The organism is Dankookia sp. P2 (assembly GCF_050632255.1).
In the GTDB taxonomy this organism is placed as follows: domain Bacteria; phylum Pseudomonadota; class Alphaproteobacteria; order Acetobacterales; family Acetobacteraceae; genus Paracraurococcus.
In genome coordinates, this window is sequence record NZ_CP192581.1 from 6059792 (window position 1) to 6080746 (window position 20955).

The 20955-nt window shown below is 63.8% G+C and carries 27 protein-coding genes; 21 read left to right on the plus strand and 6 right to left on the minus strand.

The genetic code is table 11. The features are described from left to right. Positions 1–21 precede the first annotated feature (21 nt). On the plus strand, positions 22–459 hold the full coding sequence (arsC, locus tag ACQ86J_RS36035) for an arsenate reductase (glutaredoxin) (RefSeq protein WP_431269269.1): 438 nt from the start codon (positions 22–24) through the stop codon (positions 457–459). Continuing rightward, the gene (arsB, locus tag ACQ86J_RS36040) at positions 456–1793 is read left to right on the plus strand and encodes an ACR3 family arsenite efflux transporter (protein WP_431269270.1); all 1338 of its coding nucleotides are present in this window, start codon (positions 456–458) and stop codon (positions 1791–1793) included. The genes arsC and arsB overlap by 4 nt, the downstream gene beginning before the upstream one ends. 128 nt (positions 1794–1921) lie before the next feature. Here the strand turns inward: arsB and ACQ86J_RS36045 are convergent, their stop codons facing one another. Both ACQ86J_RS36045 and ACQ86J_RS36050 read right to left on the minus strand, forming a co-directional pair. Beyond that, positions 1922–2095, minus strand: coding sequence for an SH3 domain-containing protein (locus ACQ86J_RS36045; protein ID WP_431269271.1), 174 nt, complete (start codon positions 2093–2095; stop codon positions 1922–1924). After that, positions 2092–2613, minus strand: coding sequence for a DUF4236 domain-containing protein (locus ACQ86J_RS36050; RefSeq protein WP_431269272.1), 522 nt, complete (start codon positions 2611–2613; stop codon positions 2092–2094). Before ACQ86J_RS36050 ends, ACQ86J_RS36045 begins: the two co-directional genes overlap by 4 nt. A 303-nt stretch (positions 2614–2916) precedes the next feature. Between ACQ86J_RS36050 and ACQ86J_RS36055 the strand changes: the two genes are divergently transcribed. The 4 genes from ACQ86J_RS36055 to ACQ86J_RS36070 all read left to right on the plus strand — a co-directional run bounded on the left by ACQ86J_RS36055 (position 2917) and on the right by ACQ86J_RS36070 (position 5776). Continuing rightward, a complete protein-coding gene (locus ACQ86J_RS36055) occupies positions 2917–3423 on the plus strand; it encodes a vWA domain-containing protein (RefSeq protein ID WP_431269273.1) in 507 nt (168 codons plus the stop codon). Positions 3424–3538: 115 nt separating this feature from the next. Continuing rightward, positions 3539–3664 (plus strand): protein phosphatase 2C domain-containing protein, encoded by a 126-nt coding sequence (locus ACQ86J_RS36060; RefSeq protein ID WP_431269274.1) that lies wholly within the window; start codon positions 3539–3541, stop codon positions 3662–3664. Beyond that, complete coding sequence (locus ACQ86J_RS36065; RefSeq protein WP_431269275.1) at positions 3648–4226, plus strand: PP2C family serine/threonine-protein phosphatase; 579 nt, start codon at positions 3648–3650, stop codon at positions 4224–4226. The genes ACQ86J_RS36060 and ACQ86J_RS36065 overlap by 17 nt, the downstream gene beginning before the upstream one ends. Next, entirely contained in the window at positions 4223–5776 is a 1554-nt protein-coding gene (locus ACQ86J_RS36070) for a helix-hairpin-helix domain-containing protein (protein ID WP_431269276.1), read from the plus strand. The genes ACQ86J_RS36065 and ACQ86J_RS36070 overlap by 4 nt, the downstream gene beginning before the upstream one ends. A 201-nt stretch (positions 5777–5977) precedes the next feature. Here ACQ86J_RS36070 and ACQ86J_RS36075 read toward each other — a convergent pair whose 3' ends face one another. Further along, complete coding sequence (locus ACQ86J_RS36075; RefSeq protein ID WP_431269277.1) at positions 5978–6187, minus strand: hypothetical protein; 210 nt, start codon at positions 6185–6187, stop codon at positions 5978–5980. 348 nt (positions 6188–6535) lie between these two features. Here ACQ86J_RS36075 and ACQ86J_RS36080 point away from each other — a divergent pair, with 348 nt between their 5' ends. Continuing rightward, entirely contained in the window at positions 6536–6709 is a 174-nt protein-coding gene (locus ACQ86J_RS36080; RefSeq protein WP_431272657.1) for an SH3 domain-containing protein, read from the plus strand. Positions 6710–6883: 174 nt separating this feature from the next. Here ACQ86J_RS36080 and ACQ86J_RS36085 read toward each other — a convergent pair whose 3' ends face one another. Beyond that, a complete protein-coding gene (locus tag ACQ86J_RS36085) occupies positions 6884–7273 on the minus strand; it encodes a hypothetical protein (RefSeq protein WP_431269278.1) in 390 nt (129 codons plus the stop codon). Here ACQ86J_RS36085 and ACQ86J_RS36090 point away from each other — a divergent pair. The 4 genes from ACQ86J_RS36090 (at position 7265) to ACQ86J_RS36105 (ending at position 8865) form a co-directional block, all read left to right on the plus strand. Next, positions 7265–7657, plus strand: coding sequence for a transposase (locus ACQ86J_RS36090; RefSeq protein WP_431269279.1), 393 nt, complete (start codon positions 7265–7267; stop codon positions 7655–7657). The two genes, ACQ86J_RS36085 and ACQ86J_RS36090, sit on opposite strands and share 9 nt — an antisense overlap. A 236-nt stretch (positions 7658–7893) precedes the next feature. Further along, positions 7894–8109 carry a hypothetical protein gene (locus ACQ86J_RS36095; protein ID WP_431269280.1) on the plus strand — a complete coding sequence of 72 codons (216 nt, stop codon included), beginning with the start codon at positions 7894–7896 and terminating at the stop codon, positions 8107–8109. After that, entirely contained in the window at positions 8106–8228 is a 123-nt protein-coding gene (locus ACQ86J_RS36100; protein ID WP_431269281.1) for a hypothetical protein, read from the plus strand. The genes ACQ86J_RS36095 and ACQ86J_RS36100 overlap by 4 nt, the downstream gene beginning before the upstream one ends. 457 nt (positions 8229–8685) lie before the next feature. Further along, on the plus strand, positions 8686–8865 hold the full coding sequence (locus tag ACQ86J_RS36105; protein ID WP_431269282.1) for a hypothetical protein: 180 nt from the start codon (positions 8686–8688) through the stop codon (positions 8863–8865). Positions 8866–9252: 387 nt separating this feature from the next. On the opposite strand, the gene ACQ86J_RS36110 is transcribed toward ACQ86J_RS36105, so the two are convergent. Beyond that, a complete protein-coding gene (locus tag ACQ86J_RS36110; RefSeq protein ID WP_431269283.1) occupies positions 9253–9543 on the minus strand; it encodes a helix-turn-helix domain-containing protein in 291 nt (96 codons plus the stop codon). Positions 9544–10162: 619 nt separating this feature from the next. Between ACQ86J_RS36110 and ACQ86J_RS36115 the strand changes: the two genes are divergently transcribed. The 4 genes from ACQ86J_RS36115 to ACQ86J_RS36130 all read left to right on the plus strand — a co-directional run bounded on the left by ACQ86J_RS36115 (position 10163) and on the right by ACQ86J_RS36130 (position 13412). Then, complete coding sequence (locus ACQ86J_RS36115; RefSeq protein WP_431269284.1) at positions 10163–10429, plus strand: hypothetical protein; 267 nt, start codon at positions 10163–10165, stop codon at positions 10427–10429. 1349 nt (positions 10430–11778) lie between these two features. Next, positions 11779–12195, plus strand: coding sequence for a hypothetical protein (locus ACQ86J_RS36120; protein ID WP_431269285.1), 417 nt, complete (start codon positions 11779–11781; stop codon positions 12193–12195). A gap of 181 nt (positions 12196–12376) precedes the next feature. Continuing rightward, the gene (locus ACQ86J_RS36125) at positions 12377–12547 is read left to right on the plus strand and encodes a hypothetical protein (protein WP_431269286.1); all 171 of its coding nucleotides are present in this window, start codon (positions 12377–12379) and stop codon (positions 12545–12547) included. A 16-nt stretch (positions 12548–12563) separates the two neighbouring features. Then, complete coding sequence (locus tag ACQ86J_RS36130; RefSeq protein WP_431269287.1) at positions 12564–13412, plus strand: hypothetical protein; 849 nt, start codon at positions 12564–12566, stop codon at positions 13410–13412. A gap of 462 nt (positions 13413–13874) precedes the next feature. Here ACQ86J_RS36130 and ACQ86J_RS36135 read toward each other — a convergent pair whose 3' ends face one another. Next, on the minus strand, positions 13875–14123 hold the full coding sequence (locus ACQ86J_RS36135) for a hypothetical protein (RefSeq protein ID WP_431269288.1): 249 nt from the start codon (positions 14121–14123) through the stop codon (positions 13875–13877). A gap of 567 nt (positions 14124–14690) precedes the next feature. On the opposite strand from ACQ86J_RS36135, the gene ACQ86J_RS36140 reads away from it, so the two are divergent. The 6 genes from ACQ86J_RS36140 (at position 14691) to ACQ86J_RS36165 (ending at position 20940) form a co-directional block, all read left to right on the plus strand. Continuing rightward, positions 14691–16301 carry a hypothetical protein gene (locus ACQ86J_RS36140; RefSeq protein ID WP_431269289.1) on the plus strand — a complete coding sequence of 537 codons (1611 nt, stop codon included), beginning with the start codon at positions 14691–14693 and terminating at the stop codon, positions 16299–16301. 372 nt (positions 16302–16673) lie between these two features. After that, positions 16674–17069 carry a hypothetical protein gene (locus ACQ86J_RS36145; protein WP_431269290.1) on the plus strand — a complete coding sequence of 132 codons (396 nt, stop codon included), beginning with the start codon at positions 16674–16676 and terminating at the stop codon, positions 17067–17069. A gap of 21 nt (positions 17070–17090) precedes the next feature. Then, on the plus strand, positions 17091–17426 hold the full coding sequence (locus ACQ86J_RS36150) for a hypothetical protein (RefSeq protein ID WP_431269291.1): 336 nt from the start codon (positions 17091–17093) through the stop codon (positions 17424–17426). A 340-nt stretch (positions 17427–17766) separates the two neighbouring features. Then, the gene (locus ACQ86J_RS36155; protein ID WP_431269292.1) at positions 17767–19743 is read left to right on the plus strand and encodes an AAA family ATPase; all 1977 of its coding nucleotides are present in this window, start codon (positions 17767–17769) and stop codon (positions 19741–19743) included. Between the two features lie 176 nt (positions 19744–19919). Then, positions 19920–20273: an SPFH domain-containing protein gene (locus ACQ86J_RS36160; RefSeq protein WP_431269293.1), complete on the plus strand. Its 354-nt coding sequence runs from the start codon at positions 19920–19922 to the stop codon at positions 20271–20273. Beyond that, positions 20257–20940, plus strand: coding sequence for an SPFH domain-containing protein (locus ACQ86J_RS36165; RefSeq protein ID WP_431269294.1), 684 nt, complete (start codon positions 20257–20259; stop codon positions 20938–20940). The genes ACQ86J_RS36160 and ACQ86J_RS36165 overlap by 17 nt, the downstream gene beginning before the upstream one ends. Positions 20941–20955: the final 15 nt, after the last annotated feature.

Consider the following 20955-nt stretch of genomic DNA (forward strand, 5'->3'; position numbering starts at 1 on the left):
CGACCACGTCCGGAGAGCCCCGTGACCGTCACCATTTACCACAACTCGGCCTGCGGGACGTCCCGCAACGTCCTTGGCCTCATCCGCAACAGCGGCAAGGAACCGACCATCATCGAGTACCTGAAGAGGCCACCCTCCCGGAAGGAGCTGGAGGACCTCATCCTGCGCATAGGCGTGCCGGTGCGCGATGTGCTCCGCCAGAAGGGCACGCCCTATGCGGCACTCGGCCTCGGCGACCCGTCGCTGACCGACGACCAGCTGCTCGACGCGATGATGGCGCACCCCATCCTCATCAACCGGCCCATCGTGGTGACGCCGCTCGGGGTGAAGCTGTGCAGACCGTCCGAGGCGGTGCTCGACATCCTGCCGAACCCGCAGCGCGGCGCCTTCGCCAAGGAGGACGGCGAGCCAGTCGTCGATGAGCGGGGCCGCCGGGTGGCGAAGGGAGTGGCGGCATGAGCGTGTCGGCGCAGGCGGAGGCCGCAATCCAGAGCCGCAAGGCGGCGATGGGCACGTTCGAGCGCTACCTGACCCTTTGGGTCGCGCTCTGCATCGTCGCTGGCATCGCGCTCGGCGCGGTCATGCCGGGCTTCTTCCACGCCCTCGGCGGGCTGGAGGTTGCCCAGGTCAACATCCCGGTCGCGGCACTCATCTGGCTGATGATCGTGCCCATGCTGCTCCGCGTGGACTTCGCCGCCATGGGGCAGGTCGCGCAGCACTGGCGAGGCATCGCCGTCACCCTCGGCGTGAACTGGCTAGTGAAGCCCTTCTCCATGGCGCTGCTCGGCTGGCTCTTCATCGGCTGGCTGTTCCGGCCCTGGCTGCCCGCCGGACAGATCGACAGCTACATCGCCGGGCTCATCCTGCTCGCCGCAGCGCCCTGCACGGCGATGGTGTTCGTCTGGAGCCGCCTGACGGATGGCGAGCCGAACTTCACCCTCAGCCAAGTCGCGCTGAACGACGCCATCATGGTTGTGGCCTTCGCGCCGGTGGTGGGCCTGCTGCTCGGCATGTCCGCCATCACCGTGCCCTGGGACACGCTGCTGCTCTCAGTGGGCCTCTACATCATCGTGCCCCTCGTCGCGGCGCAGATTTGGCGTCGGTCGCTGCTCGCCTCCGGTGGCGAGGTGGCCCTGCAGCGCACCCTGAAGGCGCTGAACCCAATGTCCTTGGTCGCCTTGCTCACCACCCTGGTGCTGCTCTTTGGCTTCCAGGGCCAACAGATCCTGGCGCAGCCGCTGGTCATCCTGCTGCTCGCGGTGCCCATTCTCATTCAGGTCTACTTCAACGCGGGCCTTGCCTATCTGCTGAACCGCCAGTGCGGCTCGTCGCACAGCGTCGCCGGGCCGTCGGCCCTCATCGGTGCCAGCAACTTCTTCGAGCTTGGCGGTGGCTGCCGCCATCAGCCTGTTCGGGTTCGAGAGCGGCGCCGCGCTGGCCACCGTGGTCGGCGTGCTTGTGGAGGTGCCGGTGATGCTCTCGGTCGTCCACATCGTCATGCGGACCCGCGGCTGGTGACGACCGAGGGGCAGGCCGGGTGGCGGCTCGCTAGACCCCGGATGCCGGGAACCCAGAGCAGACAGGTCATCGTCATCGGCGGCGGGCAGTCCGGCCTCGCGGTCGGTTACTTCCTGCATCGGACGGGGCTCGACTTCGAGATCTTCGACGCGAACCACGGACCGGGTGGCGCCTGGCCGTCGGCCTGGGACTCCCTGCGCCTTTTCTCCCCGGCCGAGTGGGGCTCGCTGCCGCGCTGGCCGATGCCGCCCGTCCCAGGTGGCGGGTACCCATGAATGCTTTTAACCAATCGTGCCGTCAGCTCAGCCAATTTTCGGTCGCACCTTCCAGACAAACCAAAAGAGTCCGCAGGCGGACAACAGGTTTTCCCGGGTGGCGGCCCGAAACCGTATTGAGGGGCAGCCTACCGAAGAATAGAACCGTGCACCCAGCCCCAGGGCTCCCCGCTCGGATCGGCGACCCGGCGCCAGCTTCCCTCCTGGCCCACCACCCGCACTCGCGTGCCAGCATCGAGAACTCGAACCACCGAGCCAGACATCGACGCCGACGATCGAACGTTGGCACCGGTCGTCGTCATAGCCTCCCCCGGAGGAACGGAACCCGCCGAGGACGCAAGCGCGGCGACCCTCGGCGTTGCGCTGCAGCGGCAGTTGTAACGGTGGCCGGTACTGCCGGGAGAGAGGAGCGCGACTCCTCCGGAGCGCGATAGCTGGCCTGCACGGGCGCGGCCCGATCTTGGGGTGGAGACCCCTCTGGCTTCAGCACGACATAGGTGATCAGCGCGGCCACCCCGACGAGGGCGTAGACTCCCACCGGCCGTCGCCTGGTTAACGCTGGTCCCGGCGAGGAAGGCGGCGGGGCCACCTGAGGACCGGGCCTGACCGCGACGGTCGCCTGGCCGGGTCGCGCTCGAGGAATATGGGTCCGATACGAGAGACCCGTGCCGAAGAGGCTGTAGGTCGTCGTAGTCCCGCGCTTCCCGACATTGGCCCTGACGCCGCGGCCACCGAAGGACCAACTTGTCACGCCCTTCGACCCGACGTTCATCCGGACACCCGGGAGGATCTTGAATGATTTCCTGAAGCGCCAGCCCATTCGTTCCCTCCGTTGCTAAGTCAGCACAGGCACCAGGACCCTGGCAAGGATGCGTCCGTTCCTGCCGGGAGTTGACTTGTTGCGAGGTGCGTCAACTGTTTATCCTACCAGTCTCCCCGGAAGGATGCCCATGAGCTTCTCGGACCAGATCCCCTTCGTCCCGCCCAGTCTGATCGAGAACCCCTGAGCCGAGGTGCCCCTGCCTTCTACTCCTCGACACTTCGGGCTCCATGAACGGGAGGCCGATCACCGCCTTGAACGACGGCCTCCGAACTTTTAGGGAGGAGCTGACTGGGGACGGCGATGGCCTCGCAGCGCGTCGAGGTTGCCATGATGACCTTCGGGCCCGTCAACGTGCTCTCGGACTTCGAGACCGCCGACCTGTTCCAGCCCCCCACCCTGCATGCCGGGGGCGACACACCCATGGGCGCGGCCATCATGCAGGGCCTAGACATGCTCGAGACCCGCAAGGCGATCTACAAGCAAGCGGGCGTGGCTTACTACCGCCCCTGGGTCTTCCTGATCACTGATGGTGCGCCGACGGACAACTACGCTGCTGCAGCCGAGCGTGTCCGCCAGGAGACAGCCCGGAGCGGAAAGGCCTTCTCCTTCTTCGCGGTTGGCGTCGAGGGTGCCGACATGGGCAAGCTCGGCCAGATCTGCAGCCCGAACCGCCCGCCGCTGAAGCTCCAAGGCCTCAGCTTCCGGGAGCTGTTCACTTGGTTGTCCAGCTCCCTGGGTGGCGTCGCACGGTCCCAGCCGGGCCAACTCGTCGCCCTGCCGCCACCCTCCGGATGGTCCGCGGTGTGACCACCGGAAGAGGGTGGCGGACCGCCTTCGCTTCCTCAATCGGCACCTCGCACCAGAAGAACGGCACTGTCTGCCAGGATGCGGGGGCTGTCGTGTGGTGAAAGCCGCCGATGGAATGGAGGTGCTGGTCGCCGCGGTGAGCGATGGGGCGGGCACAGCCAAGCGGTCCGACATCGGATCGGCGCTGGCCGTGGAGAGCTTCCTGGAACGGTTCCGCGGAAGCCGTGGCCGGGGCGCCTGACCTCAAGGCCATCGACCGCGACTTCGTGGATGTGTGGTTCGACGACATCCGGGACGCTATTGGTGCCCGCGCCGCCCGGGACGGCGCCGAGCCGAACGACTACGCCTGCACCCTGCTCGGCGCCGTTGTCGGCCCGGATACGGCGGCCTACGTCCAGATCGGAGACGGCGCCATCGTGGTCTCGAGCGAGGAGGCCTCCGGGTACTCATGGATCTTCTGGCCGCAGCACGGCGAGTACGCCAACAGCACCTACTTCATCACCCAGGATGGTGCGGAGCGCGTTCTGCAGTTCGAGATCCAGCCCGCGATGGATGAGATCGCCATCTTCTCGGATGGCATCGAGCGTCTCGTGCTCGACATGGCGGCGAAGACGGTCCACGGCCCGGCCTTCCAGCCCATCTTCGAGTGGCTGGCAAGCACCGAGCCGGACCACTCAGGAGCGCCGTCCCCGGGATTGGCGGCTTACCTCGGATCGGACCACGTCAACAGGCGTACGGACGACGACAAGACCCTGGTCATCGCCACCCGGGCGCTGCCACTCGAGAAGATCTCCGTCCCGTGAAGCCGGGCCGACTTCTCGACGCCTCGGGCAATCCCATTGCCCTGGGCAAGGAACTCGGCCGCGGTGGAGAGGGCGCCGTCTTTGACGTGGTCGGGCAGCCGGATGCTGTCGCCAAGGTCTACCTCAAGCCGCCCAGTGCCCAGCACGCCGCCAAGCTCTCCGCCATGGCGAGGATGGCGACCCCTTCGCTTCTCAAGATCGCTGCCTGGCCGACGGGGACGCTGCAGGATCCGTCGGGAAAGGTCGCGGGCTTCACGATGCCCAAGGTCGGCGGGCACGAACCCGTCTTCAAACTTTACGGGCCCAAGCTCCGCCTCCAGGAGTTCCCGACGGCCGACTGGCGCTTTCTGATCCACGCCGCCGCCAACGCCGCGCGCTCGTTCTCGACCGTGCATGCCGCGGGACTGGTCATCGGTGATGTGAACCACGGCAACCTCGTGGTCGGTCAAGATGCCACCGTTCGAATGATCGATTGCGACAGCTTCCAGGTCATCCAGGGCAGCAGCACCTGGTTCTGTGAGGTTGGCGTGGGCACCCACCAGCCGCCGGAGATGCAGGGCCGCGCCAGCTACGCCGGGGTGGTCAGGACGCCGAACCAGGACAGCTTCGGCCTGGCCGTCATCGTCTTTCAGTTGCTCTGCATCGCCCGCCATCCCTTCGCGGGCCGCTACAAGGGCGCTGGCGAGCCGCCCTCGATCGAGGATGCCATCCAGGCGTCGCGCTACGCCTACTCCCGAGACCGGCCTCGGACGGCCATGGAGCCACCTCCGGGCAGCCTGCCAATCGGTGCACTAACGCCGACCATTCAGGACCTCTTCGAGAAGGCCTTCGCTCCCGAGACGGTGCGCGGTGGGCGGCCTGGTGCGGACCAGTGGGTGGCGGCTCTGGGCGAGCTATCGTCCGATCTGCGGGTCTGCGGTACGAACGGTGGTCACTACTATCGCAAGGGCCTGAGCGCCTGCCCCTGGTGCGCCATCGAGAACGCCAGCGGGATCACGCTGTTTCCCGTAGTGTTCAAGCCCGGGGCGACAGTCGGCGTCACCGGCATGGCCGCCCTATGGCAGGAAGTGTCGAAAGTCCCTGACCCTCCATCGGTCGGCCGATGTCCGCCTCCCGCCCGGGGCGGCCCCGGCCCCGTCTTCTCCAGCGCTGGCGCTTGCCGGGGTTGGAGGCAACCTGAAATACGTAGCGTGGGCCTCTGTGGGGGCAAGCCTTCTTGGCACCCTCGCCATCGCGCCGCCCGACCTGTGCGCAGTGATGGTGCCTGCCATCGGCGTGATTGCCTTCATCATCCATCGCAACGCCCGCACCAACCGCCAGAACCCCTTCCAGCAAAAGCTGGCCGACGTGAAGCGGGACTGGGAGGCGCTCCAGCGGGCCTGGGCCGCACCACTACCTGGACCGGGGACTGCCGAGATCCGAGCCGGTCTGAGCCGCATCAAGGATCAGCACGACCTTCTTCCAGGCGAACGCGCCAAGCGCCTGCAGAAGCTGCAGGAGCAGCGGCGGGACAAGCAGCTTCGAGGACCACTTGGACCGCTTCTCCCTAACCAATGCCAAGGTTCCGGGGATCGGCCCGACCCGGGTCGCTACCCTGGCCAGCCATGGCATCGACGCCGCCAGCGATATCGTCAGCCACCGGCTGCTCGCCGTGCCCGGCTTCGGCCCGGCCACGGTGGCCAAGCTCCTGGCCTGGCGCCGGTCGCACGAGGCCACCTTCCGGTTCGATCCAAACCGAGGGGGTGTCGCCGTCAGAGGTTACGCTGGTCGAGCGCGACATTGCCGCGGAGCGGACGAAGCTGGAGCGCGAGGTCGCCGCTGGACTGACCCGCCTGCGAGCCGCGGTGGTCGCCCACACGACCCGACGCCAAGCCCTCGAAGGTCGGGCCGCGGAACTCCTGCCCCAGTATGCCCAGGCCCTCGCCGATGCCGCCGTCGTCCCCGAGGACAGGACGACCCACAAGCGTTTAATAGCGATGTCGGGCGCGGTCGCGGCGCTGGCCTTGGTCACGGGAATCGGACACCGTCCATCCAGTCCCGGATACAGTCCGCCCTCTATAGCCAATGTGCGGCCCTCGACACCCGCCGGCACGCCTCCGGCGCCCTCGCCAGCGCCCGCCCAGCCGGTGCAGGCAGGTCAACCTGCTCCGGCGGTGCGGACCCCGCAGGGCAGCGAGGCATCTCGCTTGGCGCAGCCATGGAGAGCGGAGCCGGTCGAGACACCCCCGCCTGCGGCAGGTCCTCCTTGGCCTCAGGTCACCAATCCAGCCTCGGCAGCACCGAGGATGAGCGAAATCGAGCACGTTGCGATGAAGCAGGCTGGGTATGTCAGGGCAGCCCCGAACGGGAACTCAACAATCGTGCGCACAGCGCCGGGTGGTGCCAGGCTGCGAGTCTTCTCAAGGAACGCTGGATGGGTTCAGGTTGGGGACGAAGAACCGTGGGGCTGGGTGTATTCCGGGCTGGTGGACTCGGTCCCGTAGGTCCGGGCTTTATTGCGCGATGACTGCGGCAAAATCTGGATGCCACGGACAAGCGGACGCTCGGGAATGCCCGGCCTTGTTCTACTTATGGCTAATGCCCAGGGCCCGTAGGCCGCAAGCCGGAGGTACCATTGTCGCCAGTGTTCCATCGTAAGCGTCCACTCACGCTTCCGATTACCCATATTTCTGCTGCATGGCGTCCGCTCCGAGCATCATGTCTGTCAGACGTGACCAGCCGCGCCACATAACGATGATGCCGGGTGGTGGATCGCGGGCGCGAGCGAGGTAGCCGCCGAGGCAGGCGATCTTCCTGAGGTAGCGCGACAGCGTAGCTGCTGCAGGTGTTGATGGTCGGTCTCTCACAGTGCGGTCGAGGAGAACGACTTCGGTCTCGGTCAACATCGTCTTGGTCGGGGCACATGGCGCGGTGCGGGCAACCACGGTGCTCCAAAAAACGCGCCAGGCCAGGATGCAGAACAGCGCGATCAACTTGGTCAGGCGTTCGGCGGTCCGCAGCCTTGCCGCTTCGATGCGGCAGCCTGACTTCAGGACCTTGTGGAACAAATCGGCGGCGCATTGTTCCGGGGGCTGGTCGAGGTTGACGAGGCAAGCATCCCGTGCCGGAGCAAGGAGGACGACCTCACGGCCAACAGCCGCGGGCGGAACCACCTCGGCAAGGTCGCGCTGATCGGGGCGGTCGAGATCGGCGAGGAGGGCCGGCCCGGCCGCGCCAGGCTGGCGGTGCTGCCCGACTACTCGGGGGAGAAGATTGGCGCCTTCGTGCGCGGCGCGGTGGCGCCGAAGTCGGGCCTGCTGACGGACGGCCTGCCCGCTTACTGGGCGCTCGCCGGCGAGTACGACCACCAGCCCAAGGTGGTCGGCAAGATGGCCGCCCACGTAATGATGCCTTGGGCGCACCTGCGGGCCCACCTCGACGAGTTCGCGTAGCGCTGGAGCCGGCGCAACTTCCGCCACACCAGCTTTGACCAGTTGCTGGGCGGGCTGGCGGGGCTGCCACACCGCGCCTACCGCGACTTCGTTTCCGGGCGCGCTGCCGAGGCGGCCTGACCCGCCGCCGGTCGCGTCCCGCACCGGAGCGTCACCGGGCGGTGGTGGATTTTCAGGCTGTTCGTTGCGACATTTAAGCTGTCGAGGTCCGTTCGGAGCGGACCCGGGAGAGATCCATGCCGAGCGCCGTGAACAAGGAGAGCGTCAACGACCGGGCGAAGCTGATCATGCACCGCCTGATCGCGCGCCGCCTCGCGCGGGACCCGGCGCTGGTTGAGCGGGCGCGCGACTTCGTACGGCGGCGCTTGGCCGAAGGGGGGCGCTGGATTGCGCCGCGGAGTGGGACCGCCTCCTCGGCCGCGGCCCAGCGGACGTCAGGCGGGCCATCGTGAGCCGGGGCCCCGAGATGGAGCGCCTCCGGCTCTCCTCGCCACTCCCCCTCGTGGGATTCCGGGACGAGGCGCTGCGGCGGCGCATCTGGCGCAAGGCCAAGCTCGCCCTGGCCGCGTAGGCCGGACCGGTGCCCGCCCCGCTTTCGGTCAGGACCCGGGAGGACCTCGAGCGGGCCGTCCGGGCCCTCGCCGCGCACTTCAGGACAGACGCAGTGGTGGTGGTCGGGAGCCAGTCCGTCCTGGTCGACTGGCCGGACGCACCGGCCCTGATGCGGACCTCCGGCGAGATCGACGCCTACCCCGCGAACGCGAGGCTTTTGGAGCGCGGCAAGCCGGGCTACGAGGTCTCGGAGGAGATCTTCGCGCTCTTCGGCGCCGACTCCCCTTCGAGGAAGCGCACGGCTTCTACATCGACGGGGTCGACGACACGACGGCCAAGCTCCCGCCGGGGTGGAAGCGACGCGCCGTCCTCCGGTTCCACAGGCGCTTCCGCGGCCGGTGTGGTCCACCCGGGCCGCGGAGCCGCCGCCCCACCCGGCAGGCACCCACCACGCGTTCGTGGACTGGGACGGTACGGTGTACGTGCGCGAGTGGGACGCCGTCCTCGGGATCTTCAACCTGGTCGGCAACACGCTCGGGCCGGCGATCGTGCGGCGGAACGGCGTCGTCCACGTGATCGCCGGAGAACGCATGGCGGAAGCGGCCAGGGCAGTCGACCCACGCGTCATCGCGGCCCGCGCTGCCGGGCAGGCTTGACCCCGGCCTGATCGGCCGCGGACCTCCGCCTCGCAGTCGGACGGCCGTCAGCGCGGGCGCTCGGGACCGAACGTTGCCCTCCCGGTCCTCCGCTGGGGCACCGAGACGATGCCGGAAACAGCCGCAGCACTCCTAGCGACCGCGGCGGTGTGCGTCCTCGGCGACCTTTGATCATGCGTCCCCGGCACGAAACACAGCATCTGGTGCCCGGCGGCGGCTTACCTTAGTCAACTGGGGAAACCACTTACAGAAGATCTGTCGATGACAAGAGCTCGGATCGTCTTCTGTGCCGTATTACCTGCAACACGCGGGCGAGCCACGCAGAACAGTTATGGCGCGTGTGGAAGGTGATCTTCCCGATTTATGCTGAGTCTTTGGGCGATGGTCCTATTCTGTTCTTTTCCTCGCCACTTCAGACTCCTGCAGTCGCAGTCTAACTCCCTCACCACCAGTGAGGCTAGTTGCATGCGCAGCAATGAACTCGACGCCAGCAGTCTCAAGGGCTGTTCGGATCGCCCGAGCTACGGCGCGAGAAGGATTTCGATTGCCGCGCTCAAACTGCGTGATCGTCGGCTCAGCGACACCTGCGTGCGCGGCGAGATCCCTTTGTGACCAACTCACCAGGGCGCGCGCAGCGCGGGCCTGCGCAGGCGTTATGATCCGATCCGCGTCGCTCATCGCGACTCAAAGACGGGTTAGCACGGCGGCCGTCAACAAATCCGGTTTTGGATGGCAACTTCATGTTGCAATTCTGACAGAATTGTTGATTTATAACAACCAGAGCGTCGGTCATCCTGTGTCGGCCACCTCTGCGTCGTCCCCATCGCAACGGAGTCGCTGGGATGCCAAATCGTCGAATCTCTCAGGACCATGCTGGCCCTTATCAACGAGCCATCATCGCTCCAGCCTTGAAAACGCCCCGCTTCGTTCCCGCGCATCGCATCAACACAGCCATATCTGATATCTTAGCTTTAGCGCTACATAGAGACGCCCAGGGAAATCCGCGATCTGGGTTTGCGTGCAATCTGCTTGCCACTGCGTTGCAAAGAGGCAGTGTAATATGTGACCCACTTGTTGTGCGCTGGGTACCTACCGCCTCCGACGCAACACACGCACTTCGTGAAATCTGGGGCCCCAAACTTAGACACGAAAGAGAGCATCACCGGCATCTCCGAGGAGCCGCGGCTGGCTTACTCCGAGCCTTATCTCCCGGAGCGGTTATTGAGGCGGAAACGGTTCGACTCGGCGCCGGGAGATACATCCGTCCAGATCTCCAAGCAAGCGATCAAAATTCGGCGTGATTGTCGCCGAGGTCGGCGCAGTAGAAGGGAATAAAATTGAGGCTTTCCTGCGTCCAAAATCAACCTCCGAGATTGGATTGCAACATGCGCCAGTCACTTATGCAGTCGTCTTGCCGTTCAGTGGACTGACCACCAACACAGCCCGCGGCTATGTTTTCAGGCTTGCTGGTGTGCCGATACTCGCCTCGCCCTCGCCGCGCGACCTGGAAAAGTCTTGGAACAGCGTTGTGCTAATGCCTAAGCGCAACCCCAGTGCAAAGTAAACGAATATTGCCTGGTCATCATCCGAGTTCACACCCGAACGGTGCCAACCTAAATACCGGGACTGCGCTCATGCGAGAGATTGAAGTGCCGGACACTTCGTCGTCCGGCTGGAGGATCGGCCCATTTATCATTGTTACAGACGGGGACGGCGTTCGCCATGCAATTCGTCTCGGGGCGGTGCTTGTATTGAGTGACGGAGACGAATGCTGTGACACAACAGTGGTGCAGTTCAGTGGCGGTCGGGCGATCCGGATTTCGGCACCGCTAGACAAGGTAGCCGAATGGTTCAATTAGATATAACACAACTATGATAAGCCATCATTCTGTTGCAGGAGGATCCGGCGTGTCGCGATCTGACTTAGTTTCGTTCGCCTTTCTTTTGTCGCAGTGTTTCTGATGTTCGTCGCGGGACAAACAGAAGGGCGTTTCGCCGTCGTCGCGCTCACGAACACTGCTATTTTTTCTGTTTCGATAGCTACGGTGTTGTGGCGTCGCCGAGATGAAAGCTGAAATCGAATATGCGCCGCGGTTTCACATCATTGCTGGCCGTGCGCGAAATCCAGAATCTCAGTCCAGCCTTCGCAGCGGTCGAGTGACCGCAACGCTGGGCGGCTAGGGCGCTTGTGATTGAAGAGGTAGCCGTGAGCCGAATATTTGTTTCGGCTAACACCTGAAAAACTACTTCTGCTCCAGAACCCGTGTGCCTTGTCGCAATCAAACCGGATCCCGTTCCCGCACGAACTCCCGAGCTGGCTTCGCCTTTGCAGAACAAAAAGAGAACAAATAAAGAACATTGTGACACTTTGTGATGCATCTGTACAAGGCGAGAACTTGGTGTGGCTGTGCATGCCATAGAATGGGCGGGTCCGCTAGGTAGGGCCAAAATCGCAGTGACCAGAGTTCGATGTCGACACCATGAAGTTCCATCGGCTTTGCGAGGGTGGATCCTGCTTGATGGGAACGGTCGGCCGCGTTTTTGGCCAGTGGTTTGGGCCGATGTCTTGCGGGCCGGAGCGGAAGAAGGGACGCTGGCCGGGCATCTCGCTGGCATCGACAGGTTATACAAGGCGGCTACGAGGGTCCGAGGACGCGACGACTTGGACAACGTTATCACCGCCGCGGACTTCGCCTCTCTTGAGGAGGTTCTTACCAGTTTCCTCGCAGAGCTTCGGAACGACGCGGCCGTCCGAGGGGTGGATCTCGCCCCTGTGTGGGACTCGGCACTGATGTTTGCCAACACTATGATGCGGCACCGCGGGGCCGTGAGCGGTGATGTTCAGGAGATGAACGCCAGGCTTGTCCGGCTCAACGCGCTCTATACCCAGCTAGCCCCAGCGCCAAAAAGTCCATGGCGCCGCTTCGAGCGCTGCCCGCTGCTGTTGTCCAGGACCTGTATGAAATCTTCGATCCGTCGTCTAAGCGGAATCCCTTCCGTACAAAAGCGCAGCGGTGTCGAAACTGGCTTTTGTTCATTTTGTACCTCCACCTCGGCCTTCGACGTGGCGAGGCGCTTATGCTTTCGGTTGACGCATTCCACGCGGAATACGATCACAACAAAGAGGAATGGTACAGGTGGGTGAACGTGACCACGCTGGTCGATCAGGATGAGGAAGAAGCCGAAGGCTATGAAGATCCGAGATCGGTCGCGCCATCACTGAAGAGTCCCCAATCGCGGCGACAGCTTCCAGTGACGGAGGACGTGCTCAGGCTTGTTGAGAACTACGTAGACAACTGGAGGGTAAAGTCGATCACCCCTATCTTTTAGTTCTCAAAAGAGGAGCCCGATTGCGCCCCAGACAGTTGGTGATGCGTTTGCCCTCGCCACCGAAGGGCTGTCAGAACGCGCGAAATCGGAGCTTAAAAGGCGCGGAAAACGATCCGTCTCGCCGCACGATTGCCGCCACACAGCGGCAGTTGTGCGGCTGAAAAGATACAAGGACCAAGGCATGGACACTCAGGACGCGCTTGGCAAAATGAGGGTGTATTTCGGCTGGTCCTCGGGATCGGCGATGCCAATGCACTACGCCCGGGCCTATTGGCTGACCGATGCGGCGGACGCGATCGACGCTAGGTTCGACGCCCATGTCAATGCCCTGCGTGAACTCGACGCCAGCTGAGCGACAGAGGCATTGCATGATCCCGATGGTACAGGAGGGACCGGCGGCGCAGCTTGCAGTTGCCGCACTCGCCGATCGGATCGGGCCACTGCTGAGTCACCTGCCTTCGCTGCCGCGGATTGTTCGTTACTACGATGACTTCACGGACAGGTGGCACACAATCCATAACTACCCGACGTCTCGGTCGCTGACTATAACCGCCGATGGCGTCAACAACGTCATCGACCTCAGCCCATTCGACCATCACGTGTTGCACATCCTGCGGCATGCACTGTTGCATTGGTTCGGCCGGTTAGACGCGAAGACGATCCGCACACGCCTGGGGAGTCTCCTAGTGGACCCCAGCTTGGCCAACCGAGCAATCACCACCGCGGCTTCTGTGTCGCCTGCCGACTTTCGTTGTGCATGGATTAGGTGGTTTGACGCTGACGCAGCAACGCAGCATGGGCAGTGGGCGGCACTCAAACAGATGCTGCACAGTTTTTGCGCGCTCTCAATCAACGAGTGGACCGACGAATACGAGGATTTTGTTCGGGCTCTCCCGTCTCCGAAGGTCGACATTTATGCGGCGTTGAGAGCGGGAGATTGCTTCATCCCTGTCGAACATCAGGGCGCCGTCGCCGACTACCTGGATGAGATGGCATCCATTGCGAAGGTTTCGCCAGCCACGATCGACACGGAACTGCTGCGTTCGATTTGCTTGCTGACGCTAAGTTTCCAGCATGGGGTCCGACCGGGGCAGACGGCTCGGCGTCAAGCGGGACGACGTACGATTTCACCAGACCGGTGCCGTCCACATCCGCTTTGTCATGACAAAGCAGCACGGCAAAGCTCAGGCTTTCCACACACGGCGTGTCAAGCGTGAATGGTGTCCTCTTTTCATTGAGTTCGGTCGCCGATTTGAAGGCATTCCCGTCCCCGAAAACGTGCACCCCGAGGCGTTCTTCCGCCTAACGACGCGATCCGTGCAGAAGCGCATCATCGCGTTCTCCCAAAAGCTGTCAGGGGAAACCTGGAGTCCAGGCGATTGGCGCCACACGGGCGCGCAGCGACTCGCGGACGCGGGTGCGTCGTATGAGGAGATCGCCGACTTCCTTATGCACGCGTGGACTGGGACCGCCAAACTCTACTTTGATGCGTCGGCCAGCCAAGCTGCGACGGTAAATCGGGCCATGGGTCTGTCCCAGATCTACCGTGGTGTCGAGGGGTCGCCCGCACCCGCAAAATCGACAAAGCGGTGCTGATGACGCTCCCGGAAGACAGGCAAGTTGGCGGGGTGCCGCATGGCATCCCGATCGCGGGTATCGGGGCGTGTGGCGTTGGACAGTCAGCCTGCGTCAAGAACCCTGTCCTCTCCTGCTACACCTGTCGCAAATTCCTGCCCGTGCGGGATTCCGGAATCCACCGTCAGGTAGCCGACGACCTGCGGGAGGTAGTTCATCAATTTTACAAGGCTGGCAGCGAGGTAGGTGGTTCTCCGGCATTCGGTCAACTTCGCCAAACAATCGAAGCGGCGGATCGGGTCGCCGCTGAAGCCAGCGATGGCGAAGTGGAGGAACAGGGTTAGTGACGCCAACGATGCTCCAGTACATCCAAACGGCTAAGACGATTGCAGCCCGAAAAGGACTCGTCTGGGATGCGCCCCACTCCTCGGATGGCAGCATCCTTCGTGACTACCGCTGGAATCTGGATGCGCTGGTGAAGCGCCCATCATCGCAGCGCTATTTGACGGGGTTTGGATGGCACCCGCCAGCACTGAAAGCGCTCAACGAAATTCGTCGCGCGAGAAATCTCCCAGACCTCCCCTGTCTCGTCATGCCGCAGCCTTGGCGCGACCTCTACCAAGCGGTGGGAATTACGAGTCTCCTTGTGGACCGAAACAAAGCTACCACGGCTCAAACCCATGCAAATATGGTGAAGGCCCTCGCCATGTGCGCACCCGACAGCGACCCGTGTGAACTGACCGGCGAGCAGGCGCAGATGGCCTACAATGCGTTGCTTCGCGTCGAAACGGGTACGATGGCGCGGATGCTCGCTATCGTTGTCAGGTACATGGACAAGTTGCACCTGCTAGCTCGAGTCAACCTTGTAGTCCACTGCAAGCCTTACCCAGACCCGCAGTCGCTCAAAGGCCAGGACGCCGTTGACCGGCTTCACTGCTGCCGGCGGCAAATCTCGGGTTCGGCGGCAACAGGTGCTCGAGAAGCTCCACGACCGCAAAGATGTTTTGAAGCTCCCCGACACCGCTGCCTTCTGGGAGCTTTGCCGCATCGCCTTTGTGGAAGAGCCAAGCTCAGTGTATGACCTCCAGCTATTTGCTGCGGCACGCATTCACATCATCACCGGGCTTCGCGCTGGCGAAGTGTCGCTGCTGCCCCTCGATTGGGAGCGGTGGCAAGAGTGGACGGACATTGAAGGGGTGCCTGCGGGCAGGCGGGGCGGCGTATCGCGTTCGCTTTCGATCCGCCACTTCGCAGAAAAGCAGCATGACGATGAGGCACCGGATGGCCTGGTCCTGCTGCCTAGGCGCCAGCACGTCCCAGTCATGTTCGAGGATGTGGTGTTGGAGACGCTCCATGAGGTCGAGCGGGTAACTCGCGCAATGCGCGAAACGCTTAAGCAGCAATCGGAGGCGGGGAGATTCTTCCCGGACTGTAAGTCGGATCAGCTCCTTCCCGCCTGGGAGGTGTACGTTCGGCTGACAGGCGACCTTCGGGTCTCGTCTGCTTCTATCCCGGACAGGCTAATCCAACTCTATCTTCGGGGCACTGAAGGTGCAGATGGCATCCGGCCCAGATTTGATGCCTCTGTTTCCGAAGAGATGTTGGCCGACCAACTCGCTTGGCTCGCGTCTCCGTCGCTGGCGACGAATTCCACCAAGATGCGACAAGTTCATCAGACAAACACGCGCGATGAGGTTAAGCAGTTTTTCACGAGGCAGTGGAGCACTTTCGTAGCCAGGGACGCAAAAGGCGCTCTCTTGGCCAGCAGCCCAGGTGGTCGGCGCAATTGGAGCGAAATGCACTTCCTTGTATCTGAAGTGGAGCACGCCATCCGACAATGGTCTGCGGTCCGTCGTCCAGATTGGACGCCGTACAAAGTGTCCGGCGGGAGCTTTTTGTACCCTCATGACCGGCTATTTCTGAAGCCAAAATTGCTTCATGCCAGAACTGCTCCTTTTAATCATCTCGGCCGCTACTTCAATCTCGGCGCATTTCACATTCACGAGCTTCAACATAACCTAACTGGAGCGACCCACAGAGACCGTCATCTTACATTATTTAATGCGTACGGCCGAACCGACGAGGATAAGCGGCTCACCTTTCACACTCACGCAGCGCGCCACCTTCAAAATACCGAGCTGAAGCGGCGCGGGGTTTCCGACGCTATCGTTACGAAACGGTTCAACCGCACGTCAGTTCAGCAATCCCAGGTGTACGACCACCGTAGCTTGCAGGAACATTTAGACGGCGTTGCCCTCCCTGAGGAAGTGGAGGAGAAGCTCGGGCCACGTGCTACGCAGACTTACAAGTTGATCGTCTCCGGACGGGTCAACGGTCCCTTGGTGGAGGAATTCCGCCGGGTTCAACGGGACCTGGGCGACGACGCGGCGCTCGACTATCTCCTGGCTGAAGCCGACGGGCTGCATATCACACCATATGGTTTCTGCGTGAATGCGTTCACTGTCGATCCCTGCCCGAAATCCGGAATGTTACAACGGTTGTCGGCACCTCGCTCGTTCGGAAAAGCCTGAAGAACAAAGAGTCCTTGAAAAGACTGCACGCTCGGATCGCGTCCGCTATCCGCAAGATCGAGGCGGAGCCCGAGAACCGACCGGGCCGATCGAACCAACTCGAAGCACGCTCGGGTCCGTCTGAAAAAACATTGAGACGGCACTGACCACGCGCCCGGGGGCAAAGCCTTTTCCCGGAGGCCTCGACCTCTACAAGCCAATTGAAGCGACACTCGGCACGACGGTCCTCGATGCTCCCGCGACCGTGCGCGAGGTTCCCGCTGATGCCGAAGCACAAGCCGTCAATGCCCTTAGTGGAAGGTCCGTGCTGGACATGAGCGATGCGTGAGTCGTCCGACGTTCTAGCGCTGCTGGAAGAAGCGCTCGAGGCGAGTGCTCTTCGATGACGACGACATCACCGCCAGGGGCGCCGTCCGGCGTTCACGAGGCGTGTTGAAGCACCCTTCCGACATTACCCGCGTAGAGGAGCGGCGAGCGCTCCTCGAGAAGTATCAAGCGCGTCAAAGGGAGGTCCGCTTCGTCGCTGAGAAAGCCGACAAGACATCGAAGCCACGCCTCGTCGCCGCTATCGCCGAGCGGGACAACAAGATCGCTGAACTGGAACGTGACCGCGAACTACTTATTGCGAGCCATCGCGCGGTGATCCTGGCGGTTGGCGAGATGGGAGGCATGAGGGCTTGGCTAAAGTTGTTCGAGGCCCACGACGCTGCACTGAGGCGACTTGACGCTATCGGGGCCATGCCGCCGGCCGAGGCTTGCGTCGGTTAGGGCAAGTGCTGAGGGAGTGACATGGCGAAGGGAAGTGGCAAGTCGGGGCAGCAAGTCGCGGAAGAGCACGTTGCGACGCTGGTCGAAGTGCTGGTCCGCTACGCGGGGGCGGGCATTCCTTTGCCCCGGTTTCATGGCGAGCTGAACCGCAGTGCCTTGGCCGCCGAGTGCGGGTTCGACCGCAAAATCTTCACAACCAACCCGAGGTGCCAGGAACTGCTTCGAAAGGCGGACGAGGAGGACCGCAAGCGCCACCTCTCCGCGCTCGACCAAGCCGATTTCATCCGCGAGCAAGAGTCGAAGATCGACGAGGAGCGGGCGCGGCTGGAGGGGCCGTGTGCTCATTCTGGAGGCTGAGAACTATCGGCTCAAGGCCGAGATGCGCCGCTTCCGAGCCATAGAGGATCTCATGCTGGACCGCGGGAAGTTGCCATGAAATCTCCCCATCCCGTCCGTCACCGCCGAACTTACCGTTACCAGCTTCCACCCCGGCATTCAGCGCATTGGCGGTGGCATTGCCATCGGGCGCGACCCGAAAGGCGGGCTCCAGCGAGTGACTCTGCGTCCAGAGATCCTACCCCGCGCGCCCGTCGAGGGCGAAACTCGGCGCTTTACCGGGGTAGCGACTACGCACCCCGAGTACGGCGAGCAAATCGCCGCCAGTGTAGCGTTGCCAATGCTGCCTCGGGGACGGGCGTTGGTCCGGTTTCTCGCCACGAACCGGGAAATCAAAGGCGTCGGCTGGAAGACCGCCGAGCGCCTCTGGGACGCTCTTGGGGACGAGGTCTACGAGGTCCTCGAACGGCGGGATGGCCGGAAGTTAGCCGACATCGTAGGCGTGGATCTAGCCTCCTCTATCCTGCAGGGCTTCGGCCTTCTTGCGGACGACGTCCGCGTGTTTCAGTGGCTCGATCGCTATGGCGTGTCGCCCCGGACGGCCGCCGCCGCGGCCGCGATTTGGGGAGCAGGGGTGATCGAGAAGATTGAGGCCGATCCATACATTCTAATGCTGCTCGAAAGCTGGGTGGATGTCGATGAGCGGGCACTGCGCCTCGGACTCGCACTCGACGACGAACGCCGCCTCCTCGCCGCAGTCGAAGAGGCCGGAGCTCGGCGTTGGCAGAGGGCGCACACCGCGTCAACCAGGGACCAAATCGTCGGGCTCGTAAGGGAGCTCCTTGGCCGCGCCGGATGGGCGGCGCCCGCGGCGTTCGACTTGGGAGTTCGGACCGGGCGACTTATCCGGGTCTCCCCTAATGCCGAGGCCTGGCAGACGCGCGCGGCTTGGGTGATGGAGCGGACGATCGAACAGCGGCTCCGTGAACGGCTCTCCCGTCCGACGCCCGCGCCCGGTGGCGAAGCCATTGCCGGCGCGATCGCGGCCGTGGAGCGGGAGGAGGGTTTCCGGCTCACCAATCGGCAGCGCGAAGCCGTCCACATGGCGGTCTCGTCGCCGGTCTCGGTCATTGCTGGCGGAGCTGGCACTGGAAAGACGTCGATTATCAAGGCGGTGCTGCTGGCCGGCGATGCCCGCGTCGAGGGCAAGGGCGATGACCGCCATATCCCCTTTCCGCAAGTCGCCTTAGCCGGCCGCGCGGCGAAGCGGATCACCGAAGCTACCGGTGCTGAGGCGATGACCATCTACCGCTTCCTCAAAATGCTGGAAAAGGGAAAGATCCGCGGCAGCCGCGGCGTCTTGATTGTCGACGAGGCGTCAATGGTCGATCTGCCGTCGGTGTATAGGATCCTTCGGGACCTCCCGATCGGAGTCGATATCTGCTTCGTTGGCGACCCGGGGCAACTGCCGCCGATCGGACCAGGCCTGGTGTTTCACATGCTAGCCGAGGCGGATGGGCTCCCGCGCGTAGTGCTCGACACCGTCCATCGTCAGGACGCCGCAAGCGGCATCCCACAGATTGCAGCCGCGATCCGCGCTGGCACCTGGCCCGACCTGCCGGAATTCGATCCCTCGAACCCCCGTGCAGAGGGCGTGTTCCTGCTCCGGAGCGCACCCGCAGACATAGGTGCTGCCGCAATAGCGGTGTGGGAGGCCATGGTCGGCACCCCTTCCTCCAGGCCAGATCCCGAGGGCATAGCTAGGATGCACGAGGCCGACGTCCAGATTCTCTGCCCGAGGCGTCTCGGCCCTGCTGGGTCGAAGCCGCTGGCCGACGACGTCGAGCGCATTTGGATGCGAGCGCAGCCTTCCATCCTGCATTGGGGTCTGGCCATCGGCAGCAAGGTGCTGTGGGTAAAGAACGACTACGAACGCCCCACCGGCCGGCGTGGCGAGGATGGCGAAGAGGTCACGGCAGTCCTAATGAATGGGTCGTTGGGTGTGGTCCGGGCTCCCACGAGGAACGGCGCGATGGTTTCCTGGGACGATGGCCAGGACCTCGAGATCGGAGAGGCCGATCTGCAGAAGCTGGTCAGGGGCTGGAGCATCAGCGTTCACAAGGCCCAAGGAAGCGCCTGGCAACGCGTCATCGTCCCGATTACCCATAGTCGGCTCCTTGACCGCACCCTCTTGTACACGGCGGTTACCCGGGCCCGCCTGACCGCGGTGCTGGTCGGGGACGAAACTCTGATGAGGTCCGCCGTCCAGGCGCCGCCCTCGGCGCTGCGCCGCAACGTCTCGTTCGATCCAGGCGCAGCGGTGCCCGACAACGCGTAGCTCCGCCGCACGGATGCACGCATCGCCGACCGGTGCCGGGGAGGGGAAATCAGCCGGTCGCGGCGATCACTGGCCGCGCCGGCGCGCGGCGACGCCGACACCCGGCCGAGGCACGATCATCGCGCCGAGCGGTGCGAGGAGACATTATGTTCCCGCCACAGCCTGGAGGGAGCCAGATGGCTATCGGCCAAATTGTCCTTGTCGCCTTTTTGCTTCTCGCGGTGTTCACCGCCTTCAAGGGCATCCGAACCGTGCCCCAGGGCGAGGTGTGGACGGTGGAGCGGTTTGGTGCATTCACGCGGCTCCTGCACCCAGGGCTGAACCTCATCGTCCCCTACGTGGACGCGGTCGGCCGCAAAATGAATGTACAGGAAGTGGTGCTCGACATCCCCGAGCAGATCGTGATCACCCAGGACAATGCCACGGTGGCAGTGGACGGCATCGTCTATTACAGGATCATGGAACCGGCCAAGGCCGCCTACCAAGTGCGAGAACTTGCAGCAGGCGCTAACCGTGCTGGCCACCACTAATCTGCGAGGGGTTATTGGCGAGCTAGATCTCGACGCGACGTTGAGCGGGCGGGAACGCATCAACTCCTCCCTGTTGGCGATCCTGGACGGCGCCACCGATCCTTGGGGAGTCAAGGTGACCCGAGTAGAGGTCCGAAAGGTGGAGCCCCCGGAAAATCTCGTGCGAGCAATGAACCTTCAGATGACCGCCGAGCGCGAGCGCCGCGCCACCGTGATGCGGGCGGATGGCGAACGCGCGGCGGCGATCCAGCGCGCCGAGGGTGAGAAGCAGGCCTTGGTTCTGGCCGCCGAAGGCCGCCAGCAGGCTGCCGAGCGTGATGCCCAGGCCCGCGAACGCTTGGCCGCCGCGGAAGCCGTAGCCACCCGGTTGGTGGCCGAGGCCGCCGCAGGAGCAGGCGAAGCAGCGTTGCGCTATTTCATCTCCGACCGATACGTCCGTGCTTTCGAGGCACTCGCAGGCAATCCCAGCAGCAAACTGGTGGTGGTGCCGATGGAGGCCGCGGGCCTTACGGGCGGCGTCACCGCCGCGTTGGAATCGCTAAAGCCGGGCCACCCTGCGCAGCCTCCTCGTCCAGCGGGACCCACCGCGGGCGCCAGTGCCCGGGACACTGCCGTCCGGTCCGCCTCCAGCCCCGCCGCCGAACCCATGGAACCAAGGCTGACGTAGATTCTCCCCAGGGCT